Annotated in this window: 22 protein-coding genes; 16 read left to right on the top strand and 6 right to left on the bottom strand. The window is 71.7% G+C overall.

Annotated elements, in window-relative coordinates; translation table 11 throughout:
- Positions 1 to 61: 61 nt before the first annotated feature.
- Positions 62 to 394, bottom strand: a complete 333-nt coding sequence (locus OG714_RS20795) for a hypothetical protein (protein WP_406123028.1) — start codon at positions 392 to 394, stop codon at positions 62 to 64.
- Between the two features lie 70 nt (positions 395 to 464).
- Here OG714_RS20795 and OG714_RS20790 point away from each other — a divergent pair, with 70 nt between their 5' ends.
- Entirely contained in the window at positions 465 to 881 is a 417-nt protein-coding gene (locus OG714_RS20790) for a cobalamin B12-binding domain-containing protein (protein WP_019066802.1), read from the top strand.
- Positions 882 to 1,078: 197 nt separating this feature from the next.
- On the opposite strand, the gene OG714_RS20785 is transcribed toward OG714_RS20790, so the two are convergent.
- Together OG714_RS20785 and OG714_RS20780 are read right to left on the bottom strand one after the other, a co-directional pair.
- A complete protein-coding gene (locus tag OG714_RS20785) occupies positions 1,079 to 2,695 on the bottom strand; it encodes a DUF5691 domain-containing protein (protein ID WP_406123025.1) in 1,617 nt (538 codons plus the stop codon).
- Positions 2,696 to 2,727: 32 nt separating this feature from the next.
- The gene (locus tag OG714_RS20780) at positions 2,728 to 4,080 is read right to left on the bottom strand and encodes an SWIM zinc finger family protein (RefSeq protein WP_406123023.1); all 1,353 of its coding nucleotides are present in this window, start codon (positions 4,078 to 4,080) and stop codon (positions 2,728 to 2,730) included.
- A gap of 280 nt (positions 4,081 to 4,360) precedes the next feature.
- Here OG714_RS20780 and OG714_RS20775 point away from each other — a divergent pair, with 280 nt between their 5' ends.
- The 8 genes from OG714_RS20775 to sucD all read left to right on the top strand — a co-directional run bounded on the left by OG714_RS20775 (position 4,361) and on the right by sucD (position 13,027).
- A complete protein-coding gene (locus tag OG714_RS20775; RefSeq protein ID WP_405862938.1) occupies positions 4,361 to 5,491 on the top strand; it encodes an AAA family ATPase in 1,131 nt (376 codons plus the stop codon).
- Positions 5,492 to 5,569: 78 nt separating this feature from the next.
- The gene (locus OG714_RS20770) at positions 5,570 to 8,038 is read left to right on the top strand and encodes a DUF5682 family protein (RefSeq protein WP_406123021.1); all 2,469 of its coding nucleotides are present in this window, start codon (positions 5,570 to 5,572) and stop codon (positions 8,036 to 8,038) included.
- Positions 8,035 to 8,184 carry a hypothetical protein gene (locus tag OG714_RS20765; protein WP_406123019.1) on the top strand — a complete coding sequence of 50 codons (150 nt, stop codon included), beginning with the start codon at positions 8,035 to 8,037 and terminating at the stop codon, positions 8,182 to 8,184. Before OG714_RS20770 ends, OG714_RS20765 begins: the two co-directional genes overlap by 4 nt.
- Complete coding sequence (locus OG714_RS20760; protein WP_406123017.1) at positions 8,181 to 9,362, top strand: vWA domain-containing protein; 1,182 nt, start codon at positions 8,181 to 8,183, stop codon at positions 9,360 to 9,362. Before OG714_RS20765 ends, OG714_RS20760 begins: the two co-directional genes overlap by 4 nt.
- An 88-nt stretch (positions 9,363 to 9,450) precedes the next feature.
- Entirely contained in the window at positions 9,451 to 10,287 is an 837-nt protein-coding gene (locus OG714_RS20755) for a hypothetical protein (RefSeq protein ID WP_406123015.1), read from the top strand.
- Between the two features lie 80 nt (positions 10,288 to 10,367).
- Entirely contained in the window at positions 10,368 to 10,556 is a 189-nt protein-coding gene (locus OG714_RS20750) for a hypothetical protein (protein ID WP_366095451.1), read from the top strand.
- A 385-nt stretch (positions 10,557 to 10,941) separates the two neighbouring features.
- Entirely contained in the window at positions 10,942 to 12,120 is a 1,179-nt protein-coding gene (gene sucC, locus OG714_RS20745) for an ADP-forming succinate--CoA ligase subunit beta (protein ID WP_406123012.1), read from the top strand.
- Between the two features lie 22 nt (positions 12,121 to 12,142).
- Positions 12,143 to 13,027 (top strand): succinate--CoA ligase subunit alpha, encoded by an 885-nt coding sequence (gene sucD / locus OG714_RS20740; RefSeq protein WP_019066811.1) that lies wholly within the window; start codon positions 12,143 to 12,145, stop codon positions 13,025 to 13,027.
- Positions 13,028 to 13,343: 316 nt separating this feature from the next.
- Here the strand turns inward: sucD and OG714_RS20735 are convergent, their stop codons facing one another.
- Positions 13,344 to 14,504 (bottom strand): sigma factor-like helix-turn-helix DNA-binding protein, encoded by a 1,161-nt coding sequence (locus tag OG714_RS20735; RefSeq protein ID WP_406123010.1) that lies wholly within the window; start codon positions 14,502 to 14,504, stop codon positions 13,344 to 13,346.
- Between the two features lie 96 nt (positions 14,505 to 14,600).
- On the opposite strand from OG714_RS20735, the gene OG714_RS20730 reads away from it, so the two are divergent.
- Complete coding sequence (locus tag OG714_RS20730; protein ID WP_406123008.1) at positions 14,601 to 16,430, top strand: DUF6350 family protein; 1,830 nt, start codon at positions 14,601 to 14,603, stop codon at positions 16,428 to 16,430.
- Positions 16,431 to 16,443: 13 nt separating this feature from the next.
- Here OG714_RS20730 and OG714_RS20725 read toward each other — a convergent pair whose 3' ends face one another.
- Positions 16,444 to 17,232: a hypothetical protein gene (locus OG714_RS20725; RefSeq protein ID WP_406123006.1), complete on the bottom strand. Its 789-nt coding sequence runs from the start codon at positions 17,230 to 17,232 to the stop codon at positions 16,444 to 16,446.
- A gap of 306 nt (positions 17,233 to 17,538) precedes the next feature.
- Between OG714_RS20725 and purN the strand changes: the two genes are divergently transcribed.
- Together purN and purH are read left to right on the top strand one after the other, a co-directional pair.
- Positions 17,539 to 18,168 carry a phosphoribosylglycinamide formyltransferase gene (gene purN / locus OG714_RS20720; protein ID WP_406131896.1) on the top strand — a complete coding sequence of 210 codons (630 nt, stop codon included), beginning with the start codon at positions 17,539 to 17,541 and terminating at the stop codon, positions 18,166 to 18,168.
- On the top strand, positions 18,165 to 19,739 hold the full coding sequence (gene purH, locus OG714_RS20715) for a bifunctional phosphoribosylaminoimidazolecarboxamide formyltransferase/IMP cyclohydrolase (protein ID WP_406123004.1): 1,575 nt from the start codon (positions 18,165 to 18,167) through the stop codon (positions 19,737 to 19,739). Before purN ends, purH begins: the two co-directional genes overlap by 4 nt.
- 233 nt (positions 19,740 to 19,972) lie before the next feature.
- Here purH and OG714_RS20710 read toward each other — a convergent pair whose 3' ends face one another.
- Positions 19,973 to 20,560, bottom strand: a complete 588-nt coding sequence (locus tag OG714_RS20710; protein ID WP_406123002.1) for an RDD family protein — start codon at positions 20,558 to 20,560, stop codon at positions 19,973 to 19,975.
- Positions 20,561 to 20,804: 244 nt separating this feature from the next.
- Between OG714_RS20710 and OG714_RS20705 the strand changes: the two genes are divergently transcribed.
- From OG714_RS20705 to OG714_RS20690, 4 genes are all read left to right on the top strand, one after another.
- On the top strand, positions 20,805 to 21,659 hold the full coding sequence (locus OG714_RS20705) for a bifunctional methylenetetrahydrofolate dehydrogenase/methenyltetrahydrofolate cyclohydrolase (protein WP_365985259.1): 855 nt from the start codon (positions 20,805 to 20,807) through the stop codon (positions 21,657 to 21,659).
- A gap of 37 nt (positions 21,660 to 21,696) precedes the next feature.
- Positions 21,697 to 22,194 (top strand): DUF3017 domain-containing protein, encoded by a 498-nt coding sequence (locus tag OG714_RS20700; protein ID WP_406131894.1) that lies wholly within the window; start codon positions 21,697 to 21,699, stop codon positions 22,192 to 22,194.
- A 253-nt stretch (positions 22,195 to 22,447) separates the two neighbouring features.
- Positions 22,448 to 22,918, top strand: coding sequence for a helix-turn-helix domain-containing protein (locus OG714_RS20695; RefSeq protein ID WP_406123000.1), 471 nt, complete (start codon positions 22,448 to 22,450; stop codon positions 22,916 to 22,918).
- Positions 22,919 to 23,012: 94 nt separating this feature from the next.
- Positions 23,013 to 24,197 (top strand): DUF2690 domain-containing protein, encoded by a 1,185-nt coding sequence (locus tag OG714_RS20690; protein WP_406122997.1) that lies wholly within the window; start codon positions 23,013 to 23,015, stop codon positions 24,195 to 24,197.
- Positions 24,198 to 24,480: the final 283 nt, after the last annotated feature.

The following is a 24,480-nucleotide window of genomic DNA, read 5'->3' as shown; positions in this document are numbered from 1 at the left end:
GTCGGCACACGGAACGACAGCTCCGTCCCCCGTGTGCCCTCGTGGGAGGCCACGGCGAGGGTCACCGACGGTGCGCGAGGGGTACGCGCGGGGTGAGCGCGGCGTGCGGCGTGACCGACGCCGATGACGTGCCGAGGAGCCCTGTCGGTCTGGCGACGAGGCTTCCCGCTGTCGTGCCGTACCTGCCCTGCGTGCCCTTCGTGCCTGCGCCGATGCGCCGTACCGCCACGGCGCGCGGCCTGCGGCGCGGTGGTACGGCGACCTCGTTGCGGCTCCCGGTGCGCTTGTTCCCGCTGGAACGCTGCGCGGCGAACGTGTCCCATCGTGTGATTTCCCCCTCGGTATCCGCCGCGAAACTGCCGGTTGCGGGATGCTGGAGATAACGTTCGTTCACTTCCCGCACTGAAGCGGGTACCGCGGTACCCGTGGGTAGGGATGAACGCAGTCGCTTCATGGAGGCAGTGATGGGTGTGGCAGCCGGTCCGATCCGCGTGGTGGTGGCCAAGCCGGGGCTCGACGGCCACGATCGCGGGGCCAAGGTGATCGCGCGGGCGCTGCGCGACGCCGGTATGGAGGTCATCTACACCGGCCTCCACCAGACTCCCGAGCAGATCGTCGACACCGCGATCCAGGAGGACGCCGACGCGATCGGCCTCTCCATCCTCTCCGGCGCCCACAACACCCTCTTCGCCGCCGTCATCGACCTCCTCAAGCAGCGCGAGGCGGAGGACATCCTGGTCTTCGGCGGCGGAATCATCCCCGAGGCGGACATCGCTCCCCTGAAGGAAAAGGGCGTCGCGGAGATCTTCACCCCCGGGGCGACGACCCAGTCGATCGTGGACTGGGTGCGGGAGAACGTACGACAGCCGGCGGGGGCGTAGGGCCTGCGGCGAACGGGGCTTCACCTCTCCACGCCGGTGACTCTTCAGTCTGGTCTTCGGCGAGCGGGGATTCGCTTTCCGGCGCAGGCCGACATCATCCAGCCCGTCCGGCGTTTGAGGACGAGGCCGTTCAGGCCGAAGGGGGGTTTGGGGGCGCAGCCCCCAAGCTTCTACGGCGCCCTCAACTCCCGTGACTTCTACGGCGCCCCCAGTTCCTCCGCCATCGCCGCGCGCAACCGCAACGTCGTGACCAACCGCTGAAACGCCTCCGCCCAATAACCCCCCGCTCCCGGCGCCGCGTCCTCCGACTCGTCCGGTACCGCCAGCAACCCGTCGAGCCGGCTCGCCTCGGCCGGGTCGAGGCACCGCTCGGCCAGCCCCATCACTCCACTGAAGCTCCATGGGTAACTCCCCGCGTCCCGCGCGATGTTGAGCGCGTCCACGACAGCCCGCCCAAGCGGCGCAGCCCACGGCACCGCACACACCCCGAGCAGCTGAAACGCCTCGGACAGCCCCTGTACCGCGATGAACCCGGCGACCCAGTCCGCCCGTTCGCCCCCGCCCAGCGTGCTCAGCAGCTTGGCGCGCTCGGCCAGGGACACGGCTCCCGGCCCGCCCGCCTCGGGTGCCGACGGGGTCCCCAGCAGCGCCCGGGACCACGCGGAGTTCCGCTGCCGCACCGCCGCCCGGCACCACGCGGCGTGCAGTTCGCTCCGCCAGTCGTCCGCGACCGGGAGCGCCACGATCTCCATGGGCGTACGTCCGCCGAACCGCCGCTCCCAGGTCCCGAGCGGAGTCGCCTCCACCAACTGGCCGAACCACCACGAGCGTTCACCTCGTCCCGCCGGAGCCTTGAGCACCACACCGTCTCGCTCCATGCTCGAGTCGCACTCGTGCGGCGCCTCGACGACCAGGCCAGGCTCCGCACGCGTACGGTCGACGGCCACGCAGGCGGATGCCCGGACCGCCATCCGCGCGGCGAGCGCCGAGTCGGGGAGCGCCGACAGCAACTCGGCAGCAGTGGCCCGTACGTTGCGGCTCCGGTCGGCCAACGCCTGCTCCAGGAACGGCTCGTCCTCGGCGGAGAGCCCCATCCGCAGCGAGTCGAGGAACATCAGCCGGTCCTCCGCGCGCTCCGTCCCCCAGGTCGTGGCGAGCAACTCCCGTGCGGCCGCAGGCCGGTGTGCCCGTATCGCCGCGAGCAGGGCGACCCGCTCGGCGAACAGTCCCTCCTGCCAGAGCAGTTGGACCTGGTCCGGGGCGTCGAGGTCCGGCAGGGCGGTGCCGCCGCCCGGTGTCGCGCGCAGGGCGAACCGCCAGTCCGGGTTCAGCCGGGCCAGCCACAGCGCGCGCGGACCCGCGAACTCCAGCGCCGCCGGCCGCAGATCCGTACGCCCCCGGGCCGCGTCCAGCAGCGCGGGCAACGCCTGTACGGGCGCGGCGAAACCGCGCGCGTTGGCCGCCGTCAGCCACTGGGGCAGCAACTCCATGAGATCCGGCGAGGTGCCCCTGCGGCCCCCACCGCCCGTACCGGGACGGTCGGTCAGCAGCATCGCCAGCCTGCGGGCCGCCGCGGCGGGCAACGCCGGACGCGCGTCGGGCGCGGCCGGCTCCGGACGCTGTGCCGCCCGCGCCGGACACAGCCCCGCCCGCCGCCGTACGGTCTCCACGGCCGCCGCGTCCAGCAGGGCCACGGGTGCGTCCTGGCCCGGGGCGCATCCCGGAGGCGTACGGCGGTCCGTGCCGAGCAGCGCCGCGGTGACGAGCTCTTCCCAGTCGGCCGGCGGGGGCGCCGGTGCGGGGGTCGTGTTCATGCGGTGCCTTTCCGTCGAGTTGGTGAGTGGGCTCAGCACAGGGACACCGGCTCTCCCGCCCCCTCCGGCCAGGCCGTCAGCGGGGTGAAGCCGCGGTGGCCCAGCTCGCCGAAGACCTTCACCGGGGCGCCGCCGGAGAGGGCGACGAGTCGCCACAGGCCGGGGCGGGAACGGGCGGTGGGCGTGAGGGGGAGCGCCGAGTCCGCGTCGGCGTCCGCCAGTTGCCAGGAGTCGCCGTCCGGGGTGGGCACGACCCGGTCCAGCGTCACCGGGACGGAATCCAGCCACGGGTCGTGCCGTAGCGCTTCCCCGTAGTGGACGGCGGCCTGAGCCGTCGTCATCCCCTGCGGCCGGGCCGTCGTAGGCGAAGGTGCTGCGAACTGCTCGCCCAGGGCCGCCCGGAGCTGCCCGGCGCCCGGGAACGCGGACACCTCCGCGTCCAGGGCCAGCCCCATGGGCAGCGCCAACTCGGGGGCGCGGCCCGCGGCGCCGTAGGAGAGAAGGAGGGATGTGCGGCCCGACTCCGTGCCGTACAGCCAGATTCTTCGGGTCGTCAGTTTCGGGTCCGTCGTGTCGTACTGGGCGAGGACCAGCCAGTGGTCGCGCAGGGGTGGGCCGTCCGGTGAGGCGGGCAGGCCGATGCGGGAGCGGACCGTCGCCGCCAGGTCGTCGGGCAGTCGCTCGCGGCGCAGCCAGGCCTGGTCGAGGAGGTGGAGCAGTGCGCTCTCCTCCAGCAGGCGGATCGGCCAGCCGGGCCCGGATGACGGGATCGCCCCCAACTCCCTTGCCCGCGCGGCCAGTCCGGGGGCCTGGGCGTCGACCATGCGGGCCGCGGTCTCCTCCCACAGCCCGTACCCCGCCTGCTCCGCCGAGGCCAGGCCGGTACGCAGCAGGTCCGTCAGCCGCTGCTCCAACTCGCCCGCGCCCGCGGTGATCCGCTCGGCCCGGCGCTCCGCCCTGCGCCGCGCCGCCTCCGGATCAGCGGCGGCCGGGGAACCGGACGCTCCCGCCGCCCGCTTCTCCTCCGTCCGCTTCCGCCGACCCGCCAGCCACTCCTCGGCCCAGTCCGGCGCCTGCCCCGACGGCACCGCACCGTCCTCGCCCGCCCACAACAGCAGCAGTCCCAGCGCGTGCTTGCACGGGAACTTACGGCTGGGACAACTGCACTTGTACGCCGGCCCCGCGGTGTCCGCGATGTCGACGACCGTCTGATACGGCTTGCTGCCACTGCCCTTGCACTGCCCCCACACCGTCCCCTCGTCAGAACTGCCCGCCTCGGACCACGGCCCCGCCGCCCCGAGCTTGCTTCCCGCTTTGCGTGACGCTGCGTCAGGCGCCAGTGCCAGCACCTGGTCAGCCGTCCAGCGCACCCCCTGCTGAGTCATGTCATCGAAGGTAGATCCCAGCACTGACAATCGGTCCGCGAGCGGGTGGTGGGTGGGGTGGAGGGCGGCGCTGGTGTGGGAGTCGGGGGCGCCGTAGGAGCATGAGGGCTGCGCCCCCAAATCCCCCTTCGGCCTGAACGGCCTCGTCCTCAAACGCCGGACGGGCTGAGACGTCACCGGTCCCCGCAAACGCGTTTTCGCATGTCAGATCGCGTTGTCAGTGGGGTCGTGCAAGGTGGACACCAGATCCGAACCGGCCGAGCTGGAGGGGGCCTCAGCCATGACTGTGTCCGTAGAAACCACGCCTGGGCAAGCGCACGAGAAGCCGTCGGACGAGGTGTTGCGGCCGCACGCCGAGGACGCCTTCGCCGACGAACTCGCCGCGCTGGCCGCGCAGGACGACCGGCCGCGCCCGGTCCGCTGGAAGATGTCGCCGTGGGCGGTCGCCACCTATCTGCTCGGCGGCACGCTGCCGGACGGCACGGTGATCACGCCGAAGTACGTCGGCCCGCGCCGCATCGTCGAGGTCGCCGTCACCACCCTCGCCACCGACCGCGCCCTGCTCCTGCTCGGCGTGCCCGGCACCGCCAAGACCTGGGTCTCCGAACACCTCGCGGCGGCGGTCAGCGGCGACTCCACCCTGATCGTGCAGGGCACCGCCGGCACCCCGGAGGAGGCGATCCGCTACGGCTGGAACTACGCGCAGCTGCTCGCCAACGGCCCGAGCCGCGACGCCCTCGTGCCCAGCCCCGTCATGCGGGCCATGGCCGAGGGGATGACGGCGCGCGTCGAGGAGCTGACCCGTATCCCGGCCGACGTACAGGACTCGCTCATCACGATCCTGTCGGAAAAGACGCTGCCGATACCGGAGTTGGGGCAGGAGGTGCAGGCGGTCCGCGGCTTCAACCTGATCGCCACGGCCAACGACCGCGACCGCGGGGTCAACGACCTCTCCAGCGCCCTGCGCCGCCGTTTCAACACGGTGGTGCTGCCGCTGCCGGAGAGCGCGGACGCCGAGGTCGAGATCGTCGCGCGCCGCGTCGACCAGATCGGCCGCTCCCTCGACCTGCCGGCCGTGCCCGAGGGCGTCGACGAGATCCGCCGGGTGGTGACCGTCTTCCGTGAACTGCGCGACGGGATCACGGCGGACGGCCGTACGAAGCTCAAGTCACCCAGCGGCACCCTGTCGACGGCCGAGGCCATCTCCGTCGTCACCAACGGGCTTGCCCTGGCGGCCCACTTCGGCGACGGACTGCTGCGGCCCAGCGATGTCGCCGCGGGCATCCTCGGTGCCGTCGTCCGCGATCCGGCGGCCGACCGGGTCATCTGGCAGGAGTACCTGGAGGCGGTCGTTCGCGAACGCGACGGCTGGAAGGACTTCTACCGGGCCTGCCGGGAGGTGAGCGCGTGAGCGATTCCAGGGGGTGGGGCGACGAAGACTCCACGTGGAGCTGGAGTTGGAACGGGATCCGGAGGGGAGGGGGACGACGTGGCAGGGACTGACGGGGGCCGGGGCGCCGGACCGCTGTTGCTCGGGGTGCGGCATCACGGGCCCGGTTCGGCGCGGGCCGTACGGGCGGCGTTGGACGCGGCCCGGCCGCGGGTCGTCCTGATCGAAGGGCCGCCCGAGGCCGACGTGTTGATCCCGCTGGCCGCCGACGAGGACATGCGTCCGCCGGTCGCGCTCCTCGCCCACGCCGTGGACGAGCCGGGCCGCTCGGCGTTCTGGCCGCTGGCCGAGTTCTCCCCGGAATGGGTCGCGATCCGCTGGGCCCTGGAGCACGAGGTCCCGGCCCGCTTCATCGACCTCCCGGCCACGCACACGCTGGCGTGGGGGAAGGACGACGCCGAGGGCGAGATGACGGAGGAGGAGCAGCCGCCGGACCCGACTGCCGAGACCCCGTCCGGCGAGTCCCCTTCTGCCCCGGACCCCTCCGGCACGGACACCGACATCCGCGTCGATCCCCTCGCCGTCCTCGCCGAGGCCGCCGGCTACGACGATCCCGAGCGCTGGTGGGAGGACGTCGTCGAACACCGGGGTGTGGGGGAGCGGGACGCGTTCGCGCCGTTCACCGCCCTGGAGGAGGCGATGGGGGCGCTGCGCGAGACGTACGGGGTCGGCGGGCACGAGCGGGATCTCGTGCGGGAGGCGTACATGCGGCTCCAAGTCCGGGCCGCGCAGCGGGAGTTCGAGGACGACGTGGCCGTGGTGTGCGGGGCCTGGCATGTGCCCGCACTGCGGCAGAAGGCGGGCGTGGCCGCGGACCGCGCGCTGTTGAAGGGGCTGCCCAAGGTCAAGGCCGATCTGACCTGGGTGCCGTGGACGCATCGCCGGCTGTCCCGGGCCAGCGGCTACGGCGCGGGCATCGACTCGCCGGGCTGGTACGGCCATCTGTTCGGCGCCCCGGACCGGCCGGTCGAGCGGTGGATGACCAAGGTGGCGGGACTGTTCCGGGACGAGGACCGGATCGTCTCCCCGGCCCATGTCATCGAGGCCGTACGGCTGGCGGAGACCCTCGCGGTGATGCGCGGCCGTCCGTTGCCGGGGCTCGGCGAGACCACCGACGCGGTGCGCGCGGTGATGTGCGAGGGCTCGGACGTTCCGCTGTCGCTGGTGCACGACCGGCTCGTGGTCGGGGATGTGCTGGGCGAGGTGCCGCCGGGCGCGCCCGCCGTGCCGTTGCAGCGCGACCTCGACCGCTCGCAGCGCAGGCTGCGGATCAAACCGGAGGCGCTGGAGCGGGAGTTGGAGCTCGACCTGCGCAAGGAGACCGACGCCGGGCGCAGTAGGCTGCTGCACCGGTTGCGGCTGCTGCGGATCGAGTGGGGCGAGCGGGCCGCGTCGCGGGGGAGCACGGGTACGTTCCGGGAGACCTGGCGGCTGCGCTGGGAGCCGGAGTTGGCGGTGCGGGTCGCCGAGGCGGGGGTGTGGGGGACCACCGTGCTCGCGGCGGCGAACGCGAAGGCGGAGGCGGACGCGATCGGGGCGCAGAGCCTCGCCGAGGTCACCGCACTCGCCGAGCACTGCCTCCTGGCCGAACTGCCGGACGCGCTCCCGGTGGTGATGAAGGTCCTCGCCGACCGCGCGGCCCTCGACACGGACGTCGGCCATCTCGCCCAGGCACTGCCCGCCCTGGTCCGTTCACTGCGCTACGGCGACGTACGCGGCACCGACACCGGCGCGCTGACGGAGGTCGCGGCGGGCCTCGCCGAGCGGGTCTTCGTCGGCCTGCCCCCGGCCTGCGCGGCCCTCGACACGGATGCCGCGGAGGAGATGCGGCGGCATGTGGACGCGGTGCACGGGGCGGTGGCGTTGCTGGGCGACGCCTCGGGACACGGGCATGGTGACACCTCTGCACCTGGGCGGGGCGACGCACCTGGCCCCGCATCTGGCCCCGGACCCGGGCACGGTGACCTGCGGGACCGTTGGCGCGCGGTGCTGCGGACGCTCTCCGCGCGGGACACCGTGCCGGGTGTCATCCGGGGGCGTGCCGTACGACTCCTGCTGGACGAAGGGGAGTTGGGGCCGGACGAGGCGGCCCGGCTGATGGGGCTCGTGCTCTCGCCCGGGACACCTCCGGCGGACGCGGCCGCGTGGATCGAGGGGTTCGTCGGCGGCGGGGGCGGGCTGCTGCTCGTGCACGACGAGCGGTTGCTCGGGCTGGTGGACGCGTGGCTGACCGGGGTGCCGGCGGAGGCGTTCACCGACGTACTGCCGTTGCTGAGGCGAACGTTCTCGTCGTACGAACCCGGAGTGCGCCGGACACTCGGGGAGTTGGTGCGGCGCGGACCGGGGAAGCAGGTGGGTACGGCGGCGACGGCGGCCGGGATACCCGGGTTCGGCGCGGAGCTGGACGCCGGGCGCGCGGACGCGGTCGTGCCGGTGCTGCGGCTGCTGTTGGGACTGGACGGCGTGGTGGACAACGGCGACAACGAGCTTGTGGGGGTGGCGGGATGACGAGCGGAAACGGCAGGCAGGGCAAGGGAAGGCCGGGGGAGAGGGTCCAACTGGCCCGTGCCGGTGGGGGCGTGGACCGCCCGGCGAAGGCCGTACGGGTCGTACCGCTGTGGGAAGGGCTGCGTATGGCGGGGGCGCGCGGATGACGGCCGAGGCGGTCGCGGTCGACGGGGTCGCGGACCCCGGGCAGGAGCGGTTGCGGCGGTGGCGGCTGGTGCTCGGGGGTGATGCCGCCGACGGCACCGGGTGCGAGCTGTCCGGGCAGGACGCGGCGATGGACGGGGCGCTGGCCGCGTTGTACGGCAGGGGGGACAAGGGGCGGGCGGCGAAGGACCGTTCGGCGGGGCTCGGGGCGTCGGCGCCGTCCGTCGCGCGCTGGCTCGGGGACATCCGGACGTACTTCCCGTCCTCCGTCGTCCAGGTCATGCAGCGCGACGCCATCGACCGGCTCGGGCTGTCCGCGCTGCTCCTCGAACCGGAGATGCTGGAGGCGGTCGAGGCCGACGTGCACCTCGTCGGCACGCTGCTCTCCCTCAACAAGGCGATGCCGGAGACCACGAAGGAGACGGCGCGGGCGGTGGTGCGCAAGGTCGTCCAGGACCTGGAGAAGCGGCTCGCCTCCCGCACCCGGGCCACGCTGACCGGCGCGCTCGACCGCAGCGCCCGTATCAACCGGCCGCGCCACCACGACATCGACTGGAACCGCACGATCGCGGCCAACCTCAAGCACTACCTGCCCGAGTACCGCACGATCGTGCCGGAGCGGCTAATCGGATACGGGCGCGCGTCCCAGTCCGTGAAGAAGGAGGTCATCCTCTGCATCGACCAGTCCGGGTCGATGGCGGCGTCCGTCGTCTACGCCTCCGTGTTCGGCGCGGTACTGGCGTCCATGCGGTCGATCAACACCCGGCTCGTCGTCTTCGACACGGCGGTCGTCGACCTCACCGACCAGCTCGACGACCCGGTGGACGTGCTCTTCGGGACCCAGCTCGGCGGCGGTACGGACATCAACAGGGCGCTCGCGTACTGCCAGTCGCAGATCACCCGGCCCGCCGAGACGGTCGTCGTGCTGATCAGCGACCTCTACGAAGGGGGCATCCGGAACGAGATGCTGAAGCGGGTGGCGGCGATGAAGGCGTCGGGGGTGCAGTTCGTGACGCTGCTCGCGCTGTCCGACGAGGGCACACCCGCCTACGACCGCGAACACGCCTCCGCGCTGGCCGCGTTGGGCGCGCCGGCCTTCGCCTGTACGCCCGACCTGTTCCCGGAGGTGATGGCGGCGGCGATCGAGAAGCGGCCGCTGCCGATACCGGACACCGCGTGACGAACAGGCATCGGCAATCATGACGAACTGCCTTGCGCAGTAGGGGGCTTGCGCGTCCTCGGGAGGCCCGTGCAAGGATCGACGCCTCATGAACCGGCCCGCCGCACTGCCCGGTGCCGCCCTGCGCGTGACGCGTACGGCGGTTGGGCGGCGTGTGCTTCAAGTCGCCCTGCTGGTGGGCGGGTTGTTCGTGCTCGGCGCCGTGTTCGGGGGACAGGCGCAGGCGGCGGACGGGGTTCCGGGCAAGCCGGTGAGTCTCGGCAAGCCGGGGATTCCGGTGGTGGCTCCGGTTTCCACCGAGGTGGTCAAGCCGGTTCCGGTCCCTGTTCTCGCTCCGGTGCTGACTCCGGTCACGGACACCGTGGAGCGGGTCGTGCGGCCCGTGAGCGACCTGGTGACGAAGACGGTGACCGAGGTGCTGACCGAGGTGCCTTCGTTGCCCACTTTGCCTACTCAGCCCACGTTGCCGACGCTGCCCTCGGTTCCCGTGGTGCCGAGTCAGCCGGTGGTTCCGGTTCCGGCACCTCCGGCGCACACCGTGCCGGCGCCCGTGCCCGTCCGGGCTGCCCCGCAGTCTTCGGGCGGTGGGCATCGTTCCGATGAGGGACCTGCCGAGGTGACGGTGGGCGTAGGCGCCACGTACGGGCCGCGCTCCGTCGCGGACACCGCCGATGAGCTCGGCGCCGTAGGACATGCGGTCGTACGTCATGCCCCGTCGGCCTGTGCCGGACACACCCCGACCCAGCGGCCGGCGCCCACCGGTGACACCGATGGTGCGGACAACGGGTCGTCGCGGCACTGTGACGCGCATGCGGTGACGCTGGACAACCGGGTGCCGGTGCGGATCGTGCCCGGTGCCGCCGCGCGTGCGGACGCGGGCGAGACGCGGGACAGGTACCGGGACGTTCCCGTTTTCCCAGGCTAGGCAGGGCCCTTCCGGCAGTTGAGCTGCCCGGAATGCCGCCATGCCCCTGTCTCTGTGATGCCTGAGGAACCGACGTACGCATGAGCACGAACAGCATCGACACCACCCCCGCCGAACTCCGACGACGCCTCGTCGACGCCAAGGTCTCCGTCCCGAGGGAGTCCAGGGTCAGGGCTGCCGCCGCCATCCAGGGTGCCCAGGCCGCACGCACTGTCTGCGCCCGGAGCGGGCTCGCGGCGCAGCCGCGCCGGACCCGGCACTGGGAGTGACCGACTCCGTGAGGCTGTGACCCCGGACGGCCGAATGCCGTCGGTCTGTCTGGAGCGCGTCTCACGGTATGGGGTCCCGCCGGGCCAGCCCCAGCCCGGCGGGACCCCGCCCGAAGAATCGACTCGAAGATCCGTTCGAAAGGCCTGCTCGAACGACCCTCGCGCGGCACTCCGTGTCACGAAAACCGGCATCATGTGACAGGTATCACCGCTCAGGTGTGACCCTCGATTTAGGGGCCCTCTGCAACCAGCGATAACCTGCGAGACGGACATGCCGCGCGCTCGGTCACCGTGTGCGCCTCCCTTGTGACAGCGGACGTCACGTTGCCCTTCGCGGCACGCCCACGCATCCAACGAACCGCGATATCACTGAGGACGGAAGCGCGTGGACCTGTTCGAGTATCAGGCGAGGGACCTCTTCGCCAAGCACGATGTACCGGTGCTGGCCGGTGAAGTCATCGACACGCCTGAGGCGGCCCGCGCAGCCACCGAGAGGCTCGGTGGCAAGTCCGTCGTCAAGGCCCAGGTGAAGGTCGGCGGCCGTGGCAAGGCCGGTGGCGTGAAGCTCGCCGCCACCCCGGACGAGGCCGTCGCGCGTGCGACGGACATCCTCGGCATGGACATCAAGGGCCACACGGTCCACAAGGTGATGATCGCCGAGACCGCGCCCGAGATCGTCGAGGAGTACTACGTCTCGTACCTCCTCGACCGCACCAACCGCACCTTCCTCGCCATGGCGTCCGTCCAGGGCGGCGTGGAGATCGAGGTCGTCGCGGAGGAGAACCCCGAGGCCCTCGCGAAGGTCCCGGTCGACGCCAACGAAGGTGTCTCGATCGAGAAGGCCCGTGAGATCGTCGCGCAGGCGAAGTTCCCGGCCGACGTCGCCGAGCAGGTCGCCGAGATCCTGGTGACCCTGTGGGACACCTTCATCAAGGAGGACGCTCTCCTCGTCGAGGTCAACCCCCTCGCCAAGGTCGCCTCCGGCAAGGTCATCGCCCTCGACGGCAAGGTCTCCCTCGACGAGAACGCCGAGTTCCGCCAGCCGGACCACGCGGCGCTCGAGGACAAGGACGCGGCGAACCCGCTCGAGGCGGCCGCCAAGGCCAAGAACCTCAACTACGTCAAGCTCGACGGCGAGGTCGGCATCATCGGCAACGGCGCGGGTCTCGTCATGAGCACCCTGGACGTCGTCGCGTACGCCGGTGAGAACCACGGTGGCGTGAAGCCGGCCAACTTCCTCGACATCGGCGGCGGCGCGTCCGCGGCCGTGATGGCGAACGGCCTGGAGATCATCCTCGGCGACCCCGACGTCAAGTCGGTCTTCGTCAACGTCTTCGGCGGCATCACCGCGTGCGACGAGGTCGCCAACGGCATCGTCCAGGCGCTGCAGCTGCTCGCGGACAAGGGCGAGGAAGTCACCAAGCCCCTCGTCGTCCGTCTCGACGGCAACAACGCCGAGCTGGGTCGCAAGATCCTCTCCGACGCCAACCACCCGCTGGTCCAGCGCGTGGACACCATGGACGGCGCGGCCGACAAGGCCGCCGAGCTCGCGGCTGCGAAGTAAGGGAAGAGGGACAGACACAGCCATGGCTATCTTCCTCACCAAGGACAGCAAGGTCATCGTCCAGGGCATGACCGGCTCCACGGGCATGAAGCACACCAAGCTCATGCTGGCCGACGGCACCAACATCGTCGGTGGCGTCAACCCCCGTAAGGCCGGCACGTCCGTCGACGTCGACGGCACCGAGATCCCGGTCTTCGGCACGGTCGCCGAGGCGATCGAGAAGACGGGCGCGAACGTATCCGTCCTCTTCGTGCCGCCGGCCTTCTCCAAGGCCGCCGTCGTCGAGGCGATCGACGCCGAGATCCCGCTCGCGGTCGTCATCACCGAGGGCATCGCCGTCCACGACTCGGCCGCGTTCTACGCGTACGCGGTCGCGAAGGGCAACAAGACGCGCATCATCGGTCCGAACTGCCCGGGTCTGATCACCCCCGGTCAGTCGAACGCCGGCATCATCCCGGGCGACATCACGAAGCCGGGCCGTATCGGTCTGGTTTCGAAGTCCGGCACGCTGACGTACCAGATGATGTACGAGCTGCGTGACATCGGCTTCTCGTCCGCCGTCGGTATCGGTGGCGACCCGGTCATCGGCACCACGCACATCGACGCGCTCGCCGCGTTCGAGGCCGACCCCGACACGGATCTGATCGTGATGATCGGTGAGATCGGTGGCGACGCGGAGGAGCGGGCCGCGGACTTCATCGCGAAGAACGTGACGAAGCCGGTCGTCGGTTACGTCGCGGGCTTCACCGCGCCCGAGGGCAAGACGATGGGCCACGCCGGCGCCATCGTCTCCGGTTCCTCCGGTACGGCTGCCGCGAAGAAGGAGGCCCTCGAGGCCGCCGGCGTCAAGGTCGGCAAGACGCCGACCGAGACGGCGAAGCTGGCCCGCGAGATCCTGGCCGGCTGAGTTACCTGGCTTCACGTTGGTGGGCTCGCTCCGTGGGTTGGAGCGGGCCCATTGGCGCGTCATGGGGTGCCTGGTCGGGTTGTTCGGCGGGTGCGGGCGCGTTGTGGCCGGTCGCGCAGTTCCCCGCGCCCCTTAAAAGCGCAGGCTGGTCCATGTCGTTTAGGGACGCGGGAACAGCGCCATCTAAAAACGCAGGGCGGCCCGTGTTTCTTTGGGGGCACGGGGGACCGCGCCCCTTAAAAACACAGGCCGGCCCATGTCTTTTAGGGGCGCGGGGAACTGCGCGACCAGCCTCCACCGGGCCGCAGTTGACGATCTACCGACCCAGCGGTGCCAGCCTTTCCGGGCCGCTTGTCATGCCGCTCCGCAAGCGGTCCCGGAGGGCGACCTCCTCCTCGGACAAGGAACCCTGCACGACCCGCGCGGGCACCCCCTCCACCCGTTCCCCCAACGGCACCGGCGGTTCGTAGTGGGTCGGAGCTGTCCTCACGGTCAACGTCGTCGCGCCGATGATCGCGACCGTGAACGCGATCGCCGCCCGGGTCCAGAACACGGTCCGGCGTTCGCCGACGAACCGTACCGTCGGCGGCTTGGCCGCGTGCAGCCGCCCGGTGGAGGCCAGTTCGGTCATCCGCCGGTGCAACTCGGTGGGGTCGGACAGGTCCGGGAGCTGCGCGGCAAGCGCCTCGCGCGCGTGCAACAGCCGGTTGGCCGCCGCCGGCGTACTCGCCTCCGTCTCCGCCGCGGTCTCCGCGAGACCGAGCCCGACCCCGTCGTAGAGGAGAAGCGTGCGGCGGTACGACGGCGGGAGTTTGAGGAGGGCCGTCAGCAGGGCGCGGTCGGCGGAGTCCGGGGGCGGGGGTTCCGGGTGGCGGTATCTGGGGCGGAAGCGGTGCCAGGGGGAGAGGGCGTACTCGTACGCCACCGAGCGCACCCAGCCGGCCGGGTCGCGGTCGACCGCCACCTCGGGCCAGCGCTGCCAGGCGACCTGGAAGGCCCGCTCGACGGACTCCCGCGCCAGTTCGCGCCGCCCGGTCAGCAGATACGCCTGCCGTACGAGGGCGGGGGCGCAGAACGCGTAGAGCGCGTCGAAGGCCTGAGTGGGTGTCAGAGGAGCGGGCGTCAGGGGAGCGGGCGGTGGCGGTGGTGGTGTCGGCTGAGGCTCCGTCACCGTCGCCGCCAACCCCGCCAACCCCGCCAACCTCGCGATCTCCGCCGTATCCTCCACGGCTGCTTCGGCTTCCTCGGCAGGGAGTTGTTCTTCGGTGGGGGTGTCCTCACCCAGGCTGGTGAGCAATTTCGCGTACGCCTCCCGTTTCCGGCCGCGTGGGTTGGTGCGACCGGTCTCCCACGAGCGCACCGTCTCGCGGCTGACACCCACCTCTGTCGCGACCTGAGCCTGCGTCAGCGATCCCGCCTCGCGCAGGCGTCGGCGTTCCTTGGGCGGGGGGAGCGGGGGTGCAGGGCTCTGCGTCACCGGACGCCCCTTCGTACGAAAAAGTACATAAACGTATATTGAGCGACACTTCCGAGGTTCGCCTGTTACGACGAGAAAGCGCGTGTCGTTGGGAGCATGGCGGGCGTGATGCCGATGACCCACCGCCGAGCGCCGTTGTCGCCCCTGCTCACCCGGATGCGCGACCGATCCCCCGGACTGGCCGCCAGCCTCTTGGGTGGCGCGGTCGCGGCGGGGCTCGGGCTCGGTTCGTTCGCGGTGCTCGTGATGGTGCTGTGGATCAGTTCGCCGTACCCCGACAGCGGACCCGGCGGCGCCCTGCACATCGCCGCCGCCCTGTGGCTCCTCGCGCACGGCGTCGAACTCGTCCGCGCCGACACGCTCACCGGAGTCCCCGCCCCCGTGGGCGTCACCCCACTCCTCCTCCTCGCCCTGCCGGTGTGGCTGCTGCACCGGGCGGCCCGGCACGCGGTGCTGGGAGGTGAGGTCGGCGAGGACGACCCCGAGGGCCCGCCCCTGATCGCCGCCCGTACCGCCTGGACCGGCGTCGCCCTCGGCTACCTCGCCGTAGGCACCGCCGCCGCCCTCTACGCGTCCGGCGGCGAACTCTCCCCCTCCTGGAGCTGGACCGCGGTCTGCCTGCCGCTGCTCGCGGCGGGCGCGGCCGGTTCGGGAGTGTGGACGGCGTACGGGCGCCCGCGCGAACCCGTGTTGAACGTGCTGATCCTGCTGCCGGCCGGGCTGCGACGGCTCGTCCTCGGCCCGGAGGCCCGCGAGTCCCGGGCCCGTATCGGCACCGCCGCACGCGCCGCAGGCCTCGCCACGGCGGTCCTCGTCGGGGGCGGTGCGCTGCTGCTCGGCGCGTCCCTGGTCTGGCACGGCGGTGCCGCCCGGACGTCCTTCCTCCAGCTGACGGAGGGTGTGTCGGGCCGGTTCGCCGTCCTGCTGCTCTGCCTCGCGCTGATCCCGAACGCGGCGGTGTGGTCAGCGTCCTACGGCCTCGGCCCCGGTTTCGCGCTCGGCGTCCACCACACGGTCGCCCCGCTCTCCTCGGCCCCGGCCCCTCTCCTCCCGCCGTTCCCGCTCCTCGCGGCGGTCCCGGACGCGGGCACCGGAACCCCGCTGAACTGGCTCGCCGGGCTGGTGCCGGTGGCGGCCGGGGTGATGGCGGGGTGGTTCGTGGCACGGGTCGCGGTGGACGGCACCGCGGGTCAACGGGGCGACGGCGCGGGCGAGTTGACGGAGGAGAGGAAGCGGAAGGCGGCCGGTGCCGGGCTCCGGCAGCAGCCGACGTCGGCCCCCTCGGCGCACGCCCCCTGGGCGCAGGGCCGCACCGCCGCCACCGCGCTGCTCGCCGCCGCCCTGTGCGCCGTAGCGCTGGGTCTGCTCGCGGAGTTGTCCGGCGGGCCGCTCGGGGGTGCCGCGCTCGCGCGGTTCGGACCGGTGTGGTGGCAGACCGGGGGGGCTGCGCTGGGGTGGATCGCGGCGGTGGCGGTGCCTACGGCGGTCGGGCTGCGGGCGTGGCGGCTGCGGGAACGCCGGGTGCCTGCGCCGACGATCGGGAGGTCGACGATCGGGAAGCCGCGGGAGGGTGGGGTCCCGCCTGTCACGGTGCCTGTCGCGGGGGACTCCGGGCGCTGGTTCCGGAGGCCGCTCGCGGTCGGCCGGGGTTGGTTCGCGCGTAAGCCGAAGATGGGGGAGCCGGTGTCGGTACCCGTACCGGCCCAGGCTCCCGTCGACCAGCCGTACATCGCCTACGACCACGACTCCACGTTCGACCCGTACGACTACCTGCCCGTCGACGTGCCGTCGGAGCCGGCGCCCACCCCCTGGTACGACGACGCCTCCCGCGAGGCCCGCTGGGCGGCCTTGAGGGAGGCGTCCACGTCACCTGGGCCCGAGCCGTCGGAACACTCGGACGAGCCGGAACCGCCAGTCACGAACTGACCGGTACCGTCCGTCAGTCGGCGGTTCCCAGGAACCCCCGCAGCTCCTTCGGGAGCAGCTGGTTGCAGGACTGCTTTGCCTCGTTCGTGAGGGCGTCGTTGGCGCAGGTGTAGTAGTCCTTGTAGGCCAGCTGCGCGACGAACATCGCGGCGACCAGGGCGATCGCCAGGGACGCGGTCACCAGGCCGCTGATCGCCGCCGTCGTCTGGGGGCGGGCCTGCGTCTCGGGCACCGGCGGGGTGTCCGGGTCGGCGGTGGCGGACTTGGCGCGCAGAGCACTGCCACCCCAGTAGATGGCCAGCGCGCCGAGCAGCAGGGCCACGTACGGCCAGCTGAAGAGGGCGAAGAAGAAGGCCCACATGCCGCTCAGCAGGGCGTAACGGGCGCGGCGCTGGGCCGGGTCCGTCGGGTCCCAGCGCATGCCGCCCTGGCCGGGGCCGCCGCTGCCAGGGCCCTCGGGTCCGCCCTGTCCGGTGGGCCCGCCGGGCCGGTCGCCGAAGTTGCCCGGGGAGCGCCCCGGCTGCCGGTCGCTCCACTGACTGCCCCACGGTGAGTGACCGCCGTCACCCTGCGGGGCGTCGCCGTCCTCGCCGGCCTCCGGGCGCCGCGGCTCCCACGGCCGGTCCGGGGTGCCCTCGGGCGGCGGCGCGAAGGGATTGTCGTCCTGCCCCGCACCGCTCTTCTTGTCCGAGGGCGCGTCGGGCGGCGACGAAGGCCGCTCCCGGAGCAGCACGGTGCCGCGCTCCCCTCCCTGCAACGACTGCGGGGGGAACGTGAGGAGTCGCAGACTGCGGTCCGGCATCAAGTGAGCGTCTTCCCCTTGTTGAATACGTCTCTTCGTTGAATACGTCTCTCCGACGTGAGCTGTCACTCCGTGAACGCGTCGCACGACAACGGCGTTCCCGAACCCGCTCTCCGCAGACGCTACCTTCCGGCCACGCCCCCGTCCCGTGGGGGCTGTCCGGTGTGCCGGTATCGTTGCTGACGGTCGGCCGCTTCGTAGACTTCCCCGTATCCCGGGGCGCGAAGCATTCGTATGAACGCACGAGACGTACGGATGCGCGAGCCGGCCGTACAAGACGACGCTCCCCCGAGAAAGGGCTCCGCCGTGGCCGCCAAGCCCGTGGCCAAGCGCCTCGTCGTGCTGGTCTCCGGATCCGGTACGAATCTGCAGGCGCTCCTCGACGCCATCGAGACCGCCGGCAGCGAGGCGTACGGAGCCGAGATCGTGGCCGTCGGCGCGGACCGGCAGGGCATCGAGGGCCTCGCCCGTGCCGAGCGCGCCGGGCTGCCCACCTACGTGTGCAAGGTGAAGGACTTCGGGACCCGCGAGGAATGGGACGCGGCCCTCGCCGAGGCGACCGCCGCGTACGAGCCCGACCTGATCGTGTCGGCCGGGTTCATGAAGATCGTGGGCAAGGCGTTCCTGGCCCGCTTCGGCGGCCGGGTCGTGAACACGCACCCCGCCCTGCTGCCCAGTTTTCCGGGAGCCCACGGCGTACGGGACGCGCTCGCGTACGGCGCCCGGGTCACCGGCTGCACCGTCCACTTCGTCGACGACGGCGTCGACACCGGGCCGATCATCGCTCAGGGCGTGGTCGAGATCCGGGACGAGGACGACGAGAGCGCTCTGCACGAGCGCATCAAGGAAGTCGAGCGCACGCTGCTCGTCGATGTCGTGGGGCGGCTCGCCCGCAACGGCTATCGCATTGAGGGACGAAAGGTAGTTATCCAGTGACCGCCGAGAACATCGAGAGCGGCAAGCGGGCCATCCGTCGCGCGCTCGTCAGCGTCTACGACAAGACCGGCCTGGAGGAGCTGGCCCGCGGCCTGCACGAGGCGGGCGTCGAGCTCGTCTCCACGGGTTCCACCGCCGCCCGTATCGCCGCCGCCGGTGTCCCCGTCACCAAGGTCGAGGAGCTGACCGGCTTCCCCGAGTGCCTGGACGGCCGGGTCAAGACCCTGCACCCCAAGGTGCACGCCGGCATCCTCGCCGACCTGCGTCTGGAGAGCCACCGCCAGCAGCTCGACGAGCTGGGCGTGGCCCCCTTCGACCTGGTGGTCAGCAACCTGTACCCGTTCCGGGAGACCGTCGCCTCGGGCGCGTCCCAGGACGAGTGCGTCGAGCAGATCGACATCGGCGGCCCGTCGATGGTCCGCGCCGCCGCCAAGAACCACCCGTCGGTCGCGATCGTCACCAGCCCCGCGCGCTACGCCGACGTCCTGAACGCCGTACAGAACGGCGGTTTCGACCTCTCCACCCGCAAGCGGCTCGCGGCGGAGGCCTTCCAGCACACGGCGTCGTACGACGTGGCGGTCGCGAGCTGGTTCGCGAGCGAGTACGCGCCGGTCGACGAGTCGCAGTTCCCCGACTTCCTCGGCGCGACCTGGGAGCGGGAGAACACCCTGCGCTACGGCGAGAACCCGCACCAGCCGGCCGCGCTCTACGTCGACGGCAGCGGTGGCGGTCTCGCGCAGGCCGAGCAGCTGCACGGCAAGGAGATGTCGTACAACAACTACACGGACACGGACGCCGCCCGCCGTGCCGCGTACGACTACGCCGAGCCCTGTGTCGCGATCATCAAGCACGCCAACCCGTGCGGTATCGCGATCGGTTCGGACGTCGCCGAGGCGCACCGCAAGGCACACGCGTGTGACCCGCTCTCCGCGTTCGGCGGTGTGATCGCGGTCAACCGTCCGGTGACGAAGGAGCTGGCCGAGCAGGTCGCCCCGATCTTCACCGAGGTCATCGTGGCGCCCGACTACGAGGAGGGCGCGCTGGAGATCCTCGCCCAGCGGAAGAACCTCCGCGTGCTGAAGACCCCGGCAGGCCCGTCCAACGCGGTCGAGGTCAAGCCGATCGACGGTGGCGTACTGCTCCAGGTCACCGACCGCCTCCAGGCAGACGGCGACGACCCGGCCAACTGGACGCTGGCGACGGGCGACGCGCTCTCCGAGTCCGACCTCGCCGACCTCGCCTTCGCGTGGAAGGCCTGCCGCGCGGTGAAGTCCAACGCGATCCTGCTGGCCAAGGACGGCGCCTCGGTCGGTGTCGGCATGGGCCAGGTCAACCGTGTCGACTCCGCGAAGCTCGCCGTCGAGCGGGCGGGCGAGGAGCGGGCGAGGGGTTCGTTCGCGGCCTCGGACGCGTTCTTCCCGTTCCCGGACGGGCTGGAGATCCTGACCGCGGCCGGCGTCAAGGCCGTTGTCCAGCCGGGCGGTTCGGTCCGCGACGAGCTGGTGATCGAGGCCGCGAAGAAGGCGGGCGTCACGATGTACTTCACGGGGACGCGGCACTTCTTCCACTGAGGCCGGCGGGAGTTGTGACGCGGGTCGCCACGGGATCCGTGGCGTGAGTTGAAGCGGGAGTTGAAGCAGGGGCCGGAGGCGGCTCGGACGGTGGGAGTTCGCACCACACCGTCTTGTCCTCCGGCCCCCTTCGTCGACGCGCTCAAGCAGCGGAGCGCAAACGCCCCGGGGCCGTGTCACCACGTGGTGACACGGCCCCGGAAAAGCCGCGAAGCGGCAGGCTGCCCGGCGAATTACTGGGTGCGGATCACGATCGAACCGCAGATCTTGTCCGCGAACGTCTGGCGCTTCGCGTCCCACGCCGGCCACAGCCAGCCCAGGTAGCACGCGAGGCTGTCGAGGAAGTGGGCGAGGCGGCGGACGAACGCCATGCCGACGCCGAGGGGCTGGCCGTCGCTCTCGCGGACCAGGCGGATGCCCAGCGCCTGCTTGCCGACGGTCTGGCCGGTGCGGCCCTCGCGTATCAGCTGCCAGATGGCGAGGCCGATGAGAGCGAGGCCGCCGATGATCGCCAGCGCGCTGTTGTCGCGGCCCACGATGACCAGGATGTACGGCACGACGAAGACGAGGCCGTCGACCAGCGTGCCCAGGAATCGCTGACCCCAGTTCGCGTACGGCGGGGTCGCGCCGTAACCGGGCTGCTGGTAACCGGGGTAGGCCGGCTGCTGCGGGTAGCCGTAACCCTGCTGCGGCGGGACACCCTGGGGCGCGCCCTGCGGGTAGCCGTAGCCCGGCTGGCCCTGGGGCTGCTGCGGCTGGCCGTAACCCGGCTGGGGGTTCTGCTGCGGCTGCCCGTAGGGGTTGTTCGGGTCGTAACTCATGGTGGGTTTTCCTCCGTTGGCAATGCGGGGACGATGCGGATCGCGCGGAGGAATGTCACAAGATGAGCGGATTGCCCCCCAACACCTACCGCAGTACTGCGGCGTTCATCGTTCTATTCGGGGCGAGATTTTGTCCAGCGGCATTCCATAGGTGTTGTGTAAGTGCAACATCAGTGATCATGGCGATACACCCGGGGTGTACCCGGATTGGAACCCGGAGGGCGTCATCCGCGAGGATGGGTCCATGACCGCCCAGATTCTCGATGGCAAGGCCACCGCAGCCGCGATCAAGTCCGATCTGACCGCCCGCGTGGCGGCGCTGAAGGAGAAGGGCGTCACGCCCGGCCTCGGCACGATCCTGGTCGGGGACGACCCCGGCAGCCAGAAGTACGTCGCCGGCAAGCACCGGGACTGCGCCCAGGTGGGCATCGCGTCCATCCAGCGCGAACTGCCCGCCACCGCCTCGCAGGAGGAGATCGAGGCGGTCGTGCGGGAGCTGAACGAGGACCCGTCCTGCACCGGGTACATCGTCCAACTCCCGCTCCCCAAGGGCATCGACGAGAACCGCATCCTCGAACTCATGGACCCGGACAAGGACGCCGACGGCCTCCACCCGATGAACCTCGGCCGGCTCGTCCTCAACGAGCCCGCCCCGCTGCCCTGCACCCCGAACGGCGTCCTCACCCTGCTGCGCCGCTACGGCGTGGAGATCAAGGGCGCGGAGGTCGTGGTCGTCGGACGTGGTGTGACCATCGGCCGCCCGATGCCCCTCCTCCTCACCCGCCGCAGCGAGAACGCCACCGTGACCCAGTGCCACACCGGTACGCGTGACCTCTCCTCGCACCTCAAGCGCGCCGACATCATCGTCGCCGCCGCCGGTTCCGCCCACCTGATCCGCCCCGAGGACGTGAAGCCGGGCGCCGCCGTCCTCGACGTCGGCGTCTCCCGCAACGCCGACGGCAAGATCGTGGGCGACGTCCACCCCGGCGTCGCCGAGGTCGCCGGCTTCATCTCCCCGAACCCCGGCGGGGTCGGCCCGATGACCCGCGCCCAGCTGCTCGTCAACGTGGTCGAGGCGGCGGAGCGCAGTGTCGCCTGAGAGCAAGGACGCCGGTCCCGGCAAGAGCACGGACGCCGTGGAGGACATCGAGGTGACGGACTCCGGCGCGACGACGGACGCCGATGACGAGATCGAGGTCACGGACCCGGTCAGCGCGCCCGACGCCGAGGGCAAGCCGCGCCGTACCACCCGCCGCTTCCCCCTCTTCACCCGGGACACGGCCCGCCCCGAGGGCGGCGGCCGGGCCGCCCCGCGCGACGCCCCGGCACCGGCCCGCCAGTGGCCGATCCTCGCCATCCTCGGCACGGTCGGCCTCGGCCTCCTGCTGACCGCCTTCGACGTCTTCCGCTACGGCACCCTGCTCATCGGCGCCGCCCTGCTGGCCGGCGCCGTCCTGCGCTGGGTGATGCCGGACGTCGGCATGCTCGCCGTGCGCTCCCGCTTCACCGACATCGTCACCTACGCCGTGCTCGGCCTCGCGATCGTCCTGCTGGCGATGATGGCGCAGCCGAAGCCGTGGCTGACGATCCCGTACCTGAAGGACACCCTGCACTACACGGTCAACAGCAACTAGCCTGCCGCGCCCGGCAGTTCGCGACACACGACGGCGGCGCGTCCCCTCCCCCGAGCAAGGACGCGCCGCCGTCTGCATTCACCTTGCCGACGTGTGAGGGCGCTGTTCAATGGCTGTCGGCGCGCTGTGGCAGGGAGGTGACCGTTTCGCTACGGGCTCCGCACCGCCCGGCGACGAGGGAACCGTTCCCCTTCCGGTGTCGTCATTTCGCTCGGAACGGGCAAGTGGGGCGGGCGCGGGCGATGGAGGTGTGATGGGCGGCTGGCAGCCGCTGCCGGACGAACTGCCGGCGGAGGTGCGGCACTTCGTGGAACAGCTGCGCCTCCTCAAGGACCGCACCGGGCTGAGCCTGGTGGCGCTCGGCGCGCGCACCGCGTACAGCAAGTCCTCCTGGCACCGCTATCTCAACGCCACCCAGCCCCCGCCCCGACAGGCCGTTCTCGCCCTGTGCCGGGTCGCCGGCGTCGACCATGAACGCATCGGTGTGCGCTGGGAGTTGGCGGTGCAGGCCTGGCCCCGGCCGGAGACGGCGCCGGAGCCGGCCGAGAGCGGGGACGAGTACCGGGACGACCCGACCCTGCCGTGGTGGGACACCCCGCCGGAGAAGCCGAAGAGCGGGCGGGGGCAGCCCGGTGGACGGCTGCTCCGGTTCGCGTTGTTGCTGTTGCTTTTCATGCTCCTCACCGCTGTTGTGGGAGTGGCGGCTCTTGTGTCGATGTATTGACAATTTTGCCGATGTGCAACGAACCCGACCAACAACCGCGTTAGCGTGGGCAATTCAGGGCAGAGGGGGGTAAGCAATGCCTCGTTGGAGGGCCTTGCCGGATGAACTCGATCCGCAGGTGAGGGAGTTCGCGAGCCAGTTGCGCAGGCTCGTGGACCGCAGCGGTCTGAGCATCGCGGCGGTGGCCGACCGCACGGGCTACAGCAAGACGTCCTGGGACCGCTATCTCAACGGCCGGCTCCTCGCACCGAAGGGCGCGATCATCGCCCTGGCCGAGGTCACCGGCACCAGTCCCGTTCATCTGACCACGATGTGGGAGCTGGCCGAGCGCGCCTGGAGCCGCTCCGAGATGCGGCACGACATGACCATGGAGGCGATCCGGGTCTCCCAGGCGCGGGCGGCGCTGGGGGAGTTCGGAGCGCCCCCGGCACCCGCGACACCCGCGAAGGGCGGCAAGGCGGGCCGTAAGGGCGGCAGTGTCACCGCGACCCCGGGGATCGCGGGCCCGGCGGGAGTGTCCCCGACGGTGCCGCCACAGCCGGCGGCGCCCGACAGCGACGTACGGGAAGGCGCTTCGAAGGACGTACGGGAAGGTGCGCCGAAGGCCGCCAACTCGTGGGGGATCACCGGGTATCCAGGGCCGGGGCAGTCCGGTGGCGGGAGTGGTGGCGGCTCCGGGGTCGGAGCGGCGGGCGGGAAGGCCGAGCCCGAGGCGCCGGTCCCGCACGGCGAATCGCCGCAGTCGCCGCGACCCGGGCCGCCCGACGGGGTGGGCGGTGCCAAGCGGCGGGCTCTGATGTTCGGGGCCGGGGTTCTCGGGGTGCTCGTCGTGATCGGGGCCGTGTTCCTGTTCACCAACAAGGGTGGCGGGGACAAGAAGGCCGGGGCCGCGCACACCTCGGCCTCCGCGCCCGCCAGTACGACCCCCGACCTGCCGGCCGGGGTGAAGTGCGTGGGCGCCGGCTGCACCGGCAAGGACGCCGAGGCGATGGGCTGCACCACGGACGCGGGCGCGGTGACCACCGCCAAGACCGCGACCGTCGGCACGACCGTCGTCGAGGTCCGCTACAGCAAGACCTGCGGTGCCGCCTGGGGCCGTATCACCACGGGTGTGGCGGGGGACTCCGTGCAGGTCAGCGCGGGGACGGCCAAGGAGACCGACACGATCTCGGCGGCCGACAACGCCATCGCGTACACCCCGATGGTGGCCGTGAAGGACGCCGGCGAGGCGAAGGCATGCGTGACGCTGGCTTCGGGGCAGAAGGGGTGCACCACCTAGGTCGCCGGTGGGCCGCGGGTGTGGGGATTCGGTGTACATGGGGAATGCCCGCTCCGGTTCGGGGCAGGCGGACAGTACCCCCACGGGAGTCCGGACACCCGGTACCCCCCCCACGGCGGTCGTCCGGTGTTCCTCTCCCGAGCCGGACGGCCGCCTTTTGTGTGTCCTGATCCCGGCGCTGTGGGGTGGGCCACACGGACCCGGGAGTCCGGGATCGCGGATGCGCGATAGCCTGACCGGTGGATCTCTTGACGCCAAGAGATCGATCATTTGTACGTCCCGC

Origin of the sequence: Streptomyces sp. NBC_00989, from assembly GCF_045162655.1 — a bacterium.
In the GTDB taxonomy this organism is placed as follows: domain Bacteria; phylum Actinomycetota; class Actinomycetes; order Streptomycetales; family Streptomycetaceae; genus Streptomyces.
Note: the sequence above shows the minus strand (reverse complement) of the source record. Positions and strands in the feature narration are given on the sequence as shown.

Excerpts from the sequence above, each read along its gene's own strand:
- OG714_RS20705 (WP_365985259.1), top strand. The coding sequence starts at position 20,805 with ATGACCGCCCAGATTCTCGATGGCAAGGCCACCGCAGCCGCGATCAAG.
- OG714_RS20695 (WP_406123000.1), top strand. The coding sequence starts at position 22,448 with ATGGGCGGCTGGCAGCCGCTGCCGGACGAACTGCCGGCGGAGGTGCGG.
- OG714_RS20790 (WP_019066802.1), top strand. The coding sequence starts at position 465 with ATGGGTGTGGCAGCCGGTCCGATCCGCGTGGTGGTGGCCAAGCCGGGG.
- OG714_RS20780 (WP_406123023.1), bottom strand. The coding sequence starts at position 4,080 with ATGACTCAGCAGGGGGTGCGCTGGACGGCTGACCAGGTGCTGGCACTG.
- sucD (WP_019066811.1), top strand. The coding sequence starts at position 12,143 with ATGGCTATCTTCCTCACCAAGGACAGCAAGGTCATCGTCCAGGGCATG.
- OG714_RS20730 (WP_406123008.1), top strand. The coding sequence starts at position 14,601 with ATGGCGGGCGTGATGCCGATGACCCACCGCCGAGCGCCGTTGTCGCCC.
- OG714_RS20785 (WP_406123025.1), bottom strand. The coding sequence starts at position 2,695 with ATGAACACGACCCCCGCACCGGCGCCCCCGCCGGCCGACTGGGAAGAG.
- OG714_RS20710 (WP_406123002.1), bottom strand. The coding sequence starts at position 20,560 with ATGAGTTACGACCCGAACAACCCCTACGGGCAGCCGCAGCAGAACCCC.
- OG714_RS20760 (WP_406123017.1), top strand. The coding sequence starts at position 8,181 with ATGACGGCCGAGGCGGTCGCGGTCGACGGGGTCGCGGACCCCGGGCAG.
- OG714_RS20755 (WP_406123015.1), top strand. The coding sequence starts at position 9,451 with ATGAACCGGCCCGCCGCACTGCCCGGTGCCGCCCTGCGCGTGACGCGT.
- OG714_RS20750 (WP_366095451.1), top strand. The coding sequence starts at position 10,368 with ATGAGCACGAACAGCATCGACACCACCCCCGCCGAACTCCGACGACGC.
- OG714_RS20765 (WP_406123019.1), top strand. The coding sequence starts at position 8,035 with ATGACGAGCGGAAACGGCAGGCAGGGCAAGGGAAGGCCGGGGGAGAGG.
- OG714_RS20725 (WP_406123006.1), bottom strand. The coding sequence starts at position 17,232 with ATGCCGGACCGCAGTCTGCGACTCCTCACGTTCCCCCCGCAGTCGTTG.
- OG714_RS20775 (WP_405862938.1), top strand. The coding sequence starts at position 4,361 with ATGACTGTGTCCGTAGAAACCACGCCTGGGCAAGCGCACGAGAAGCCG.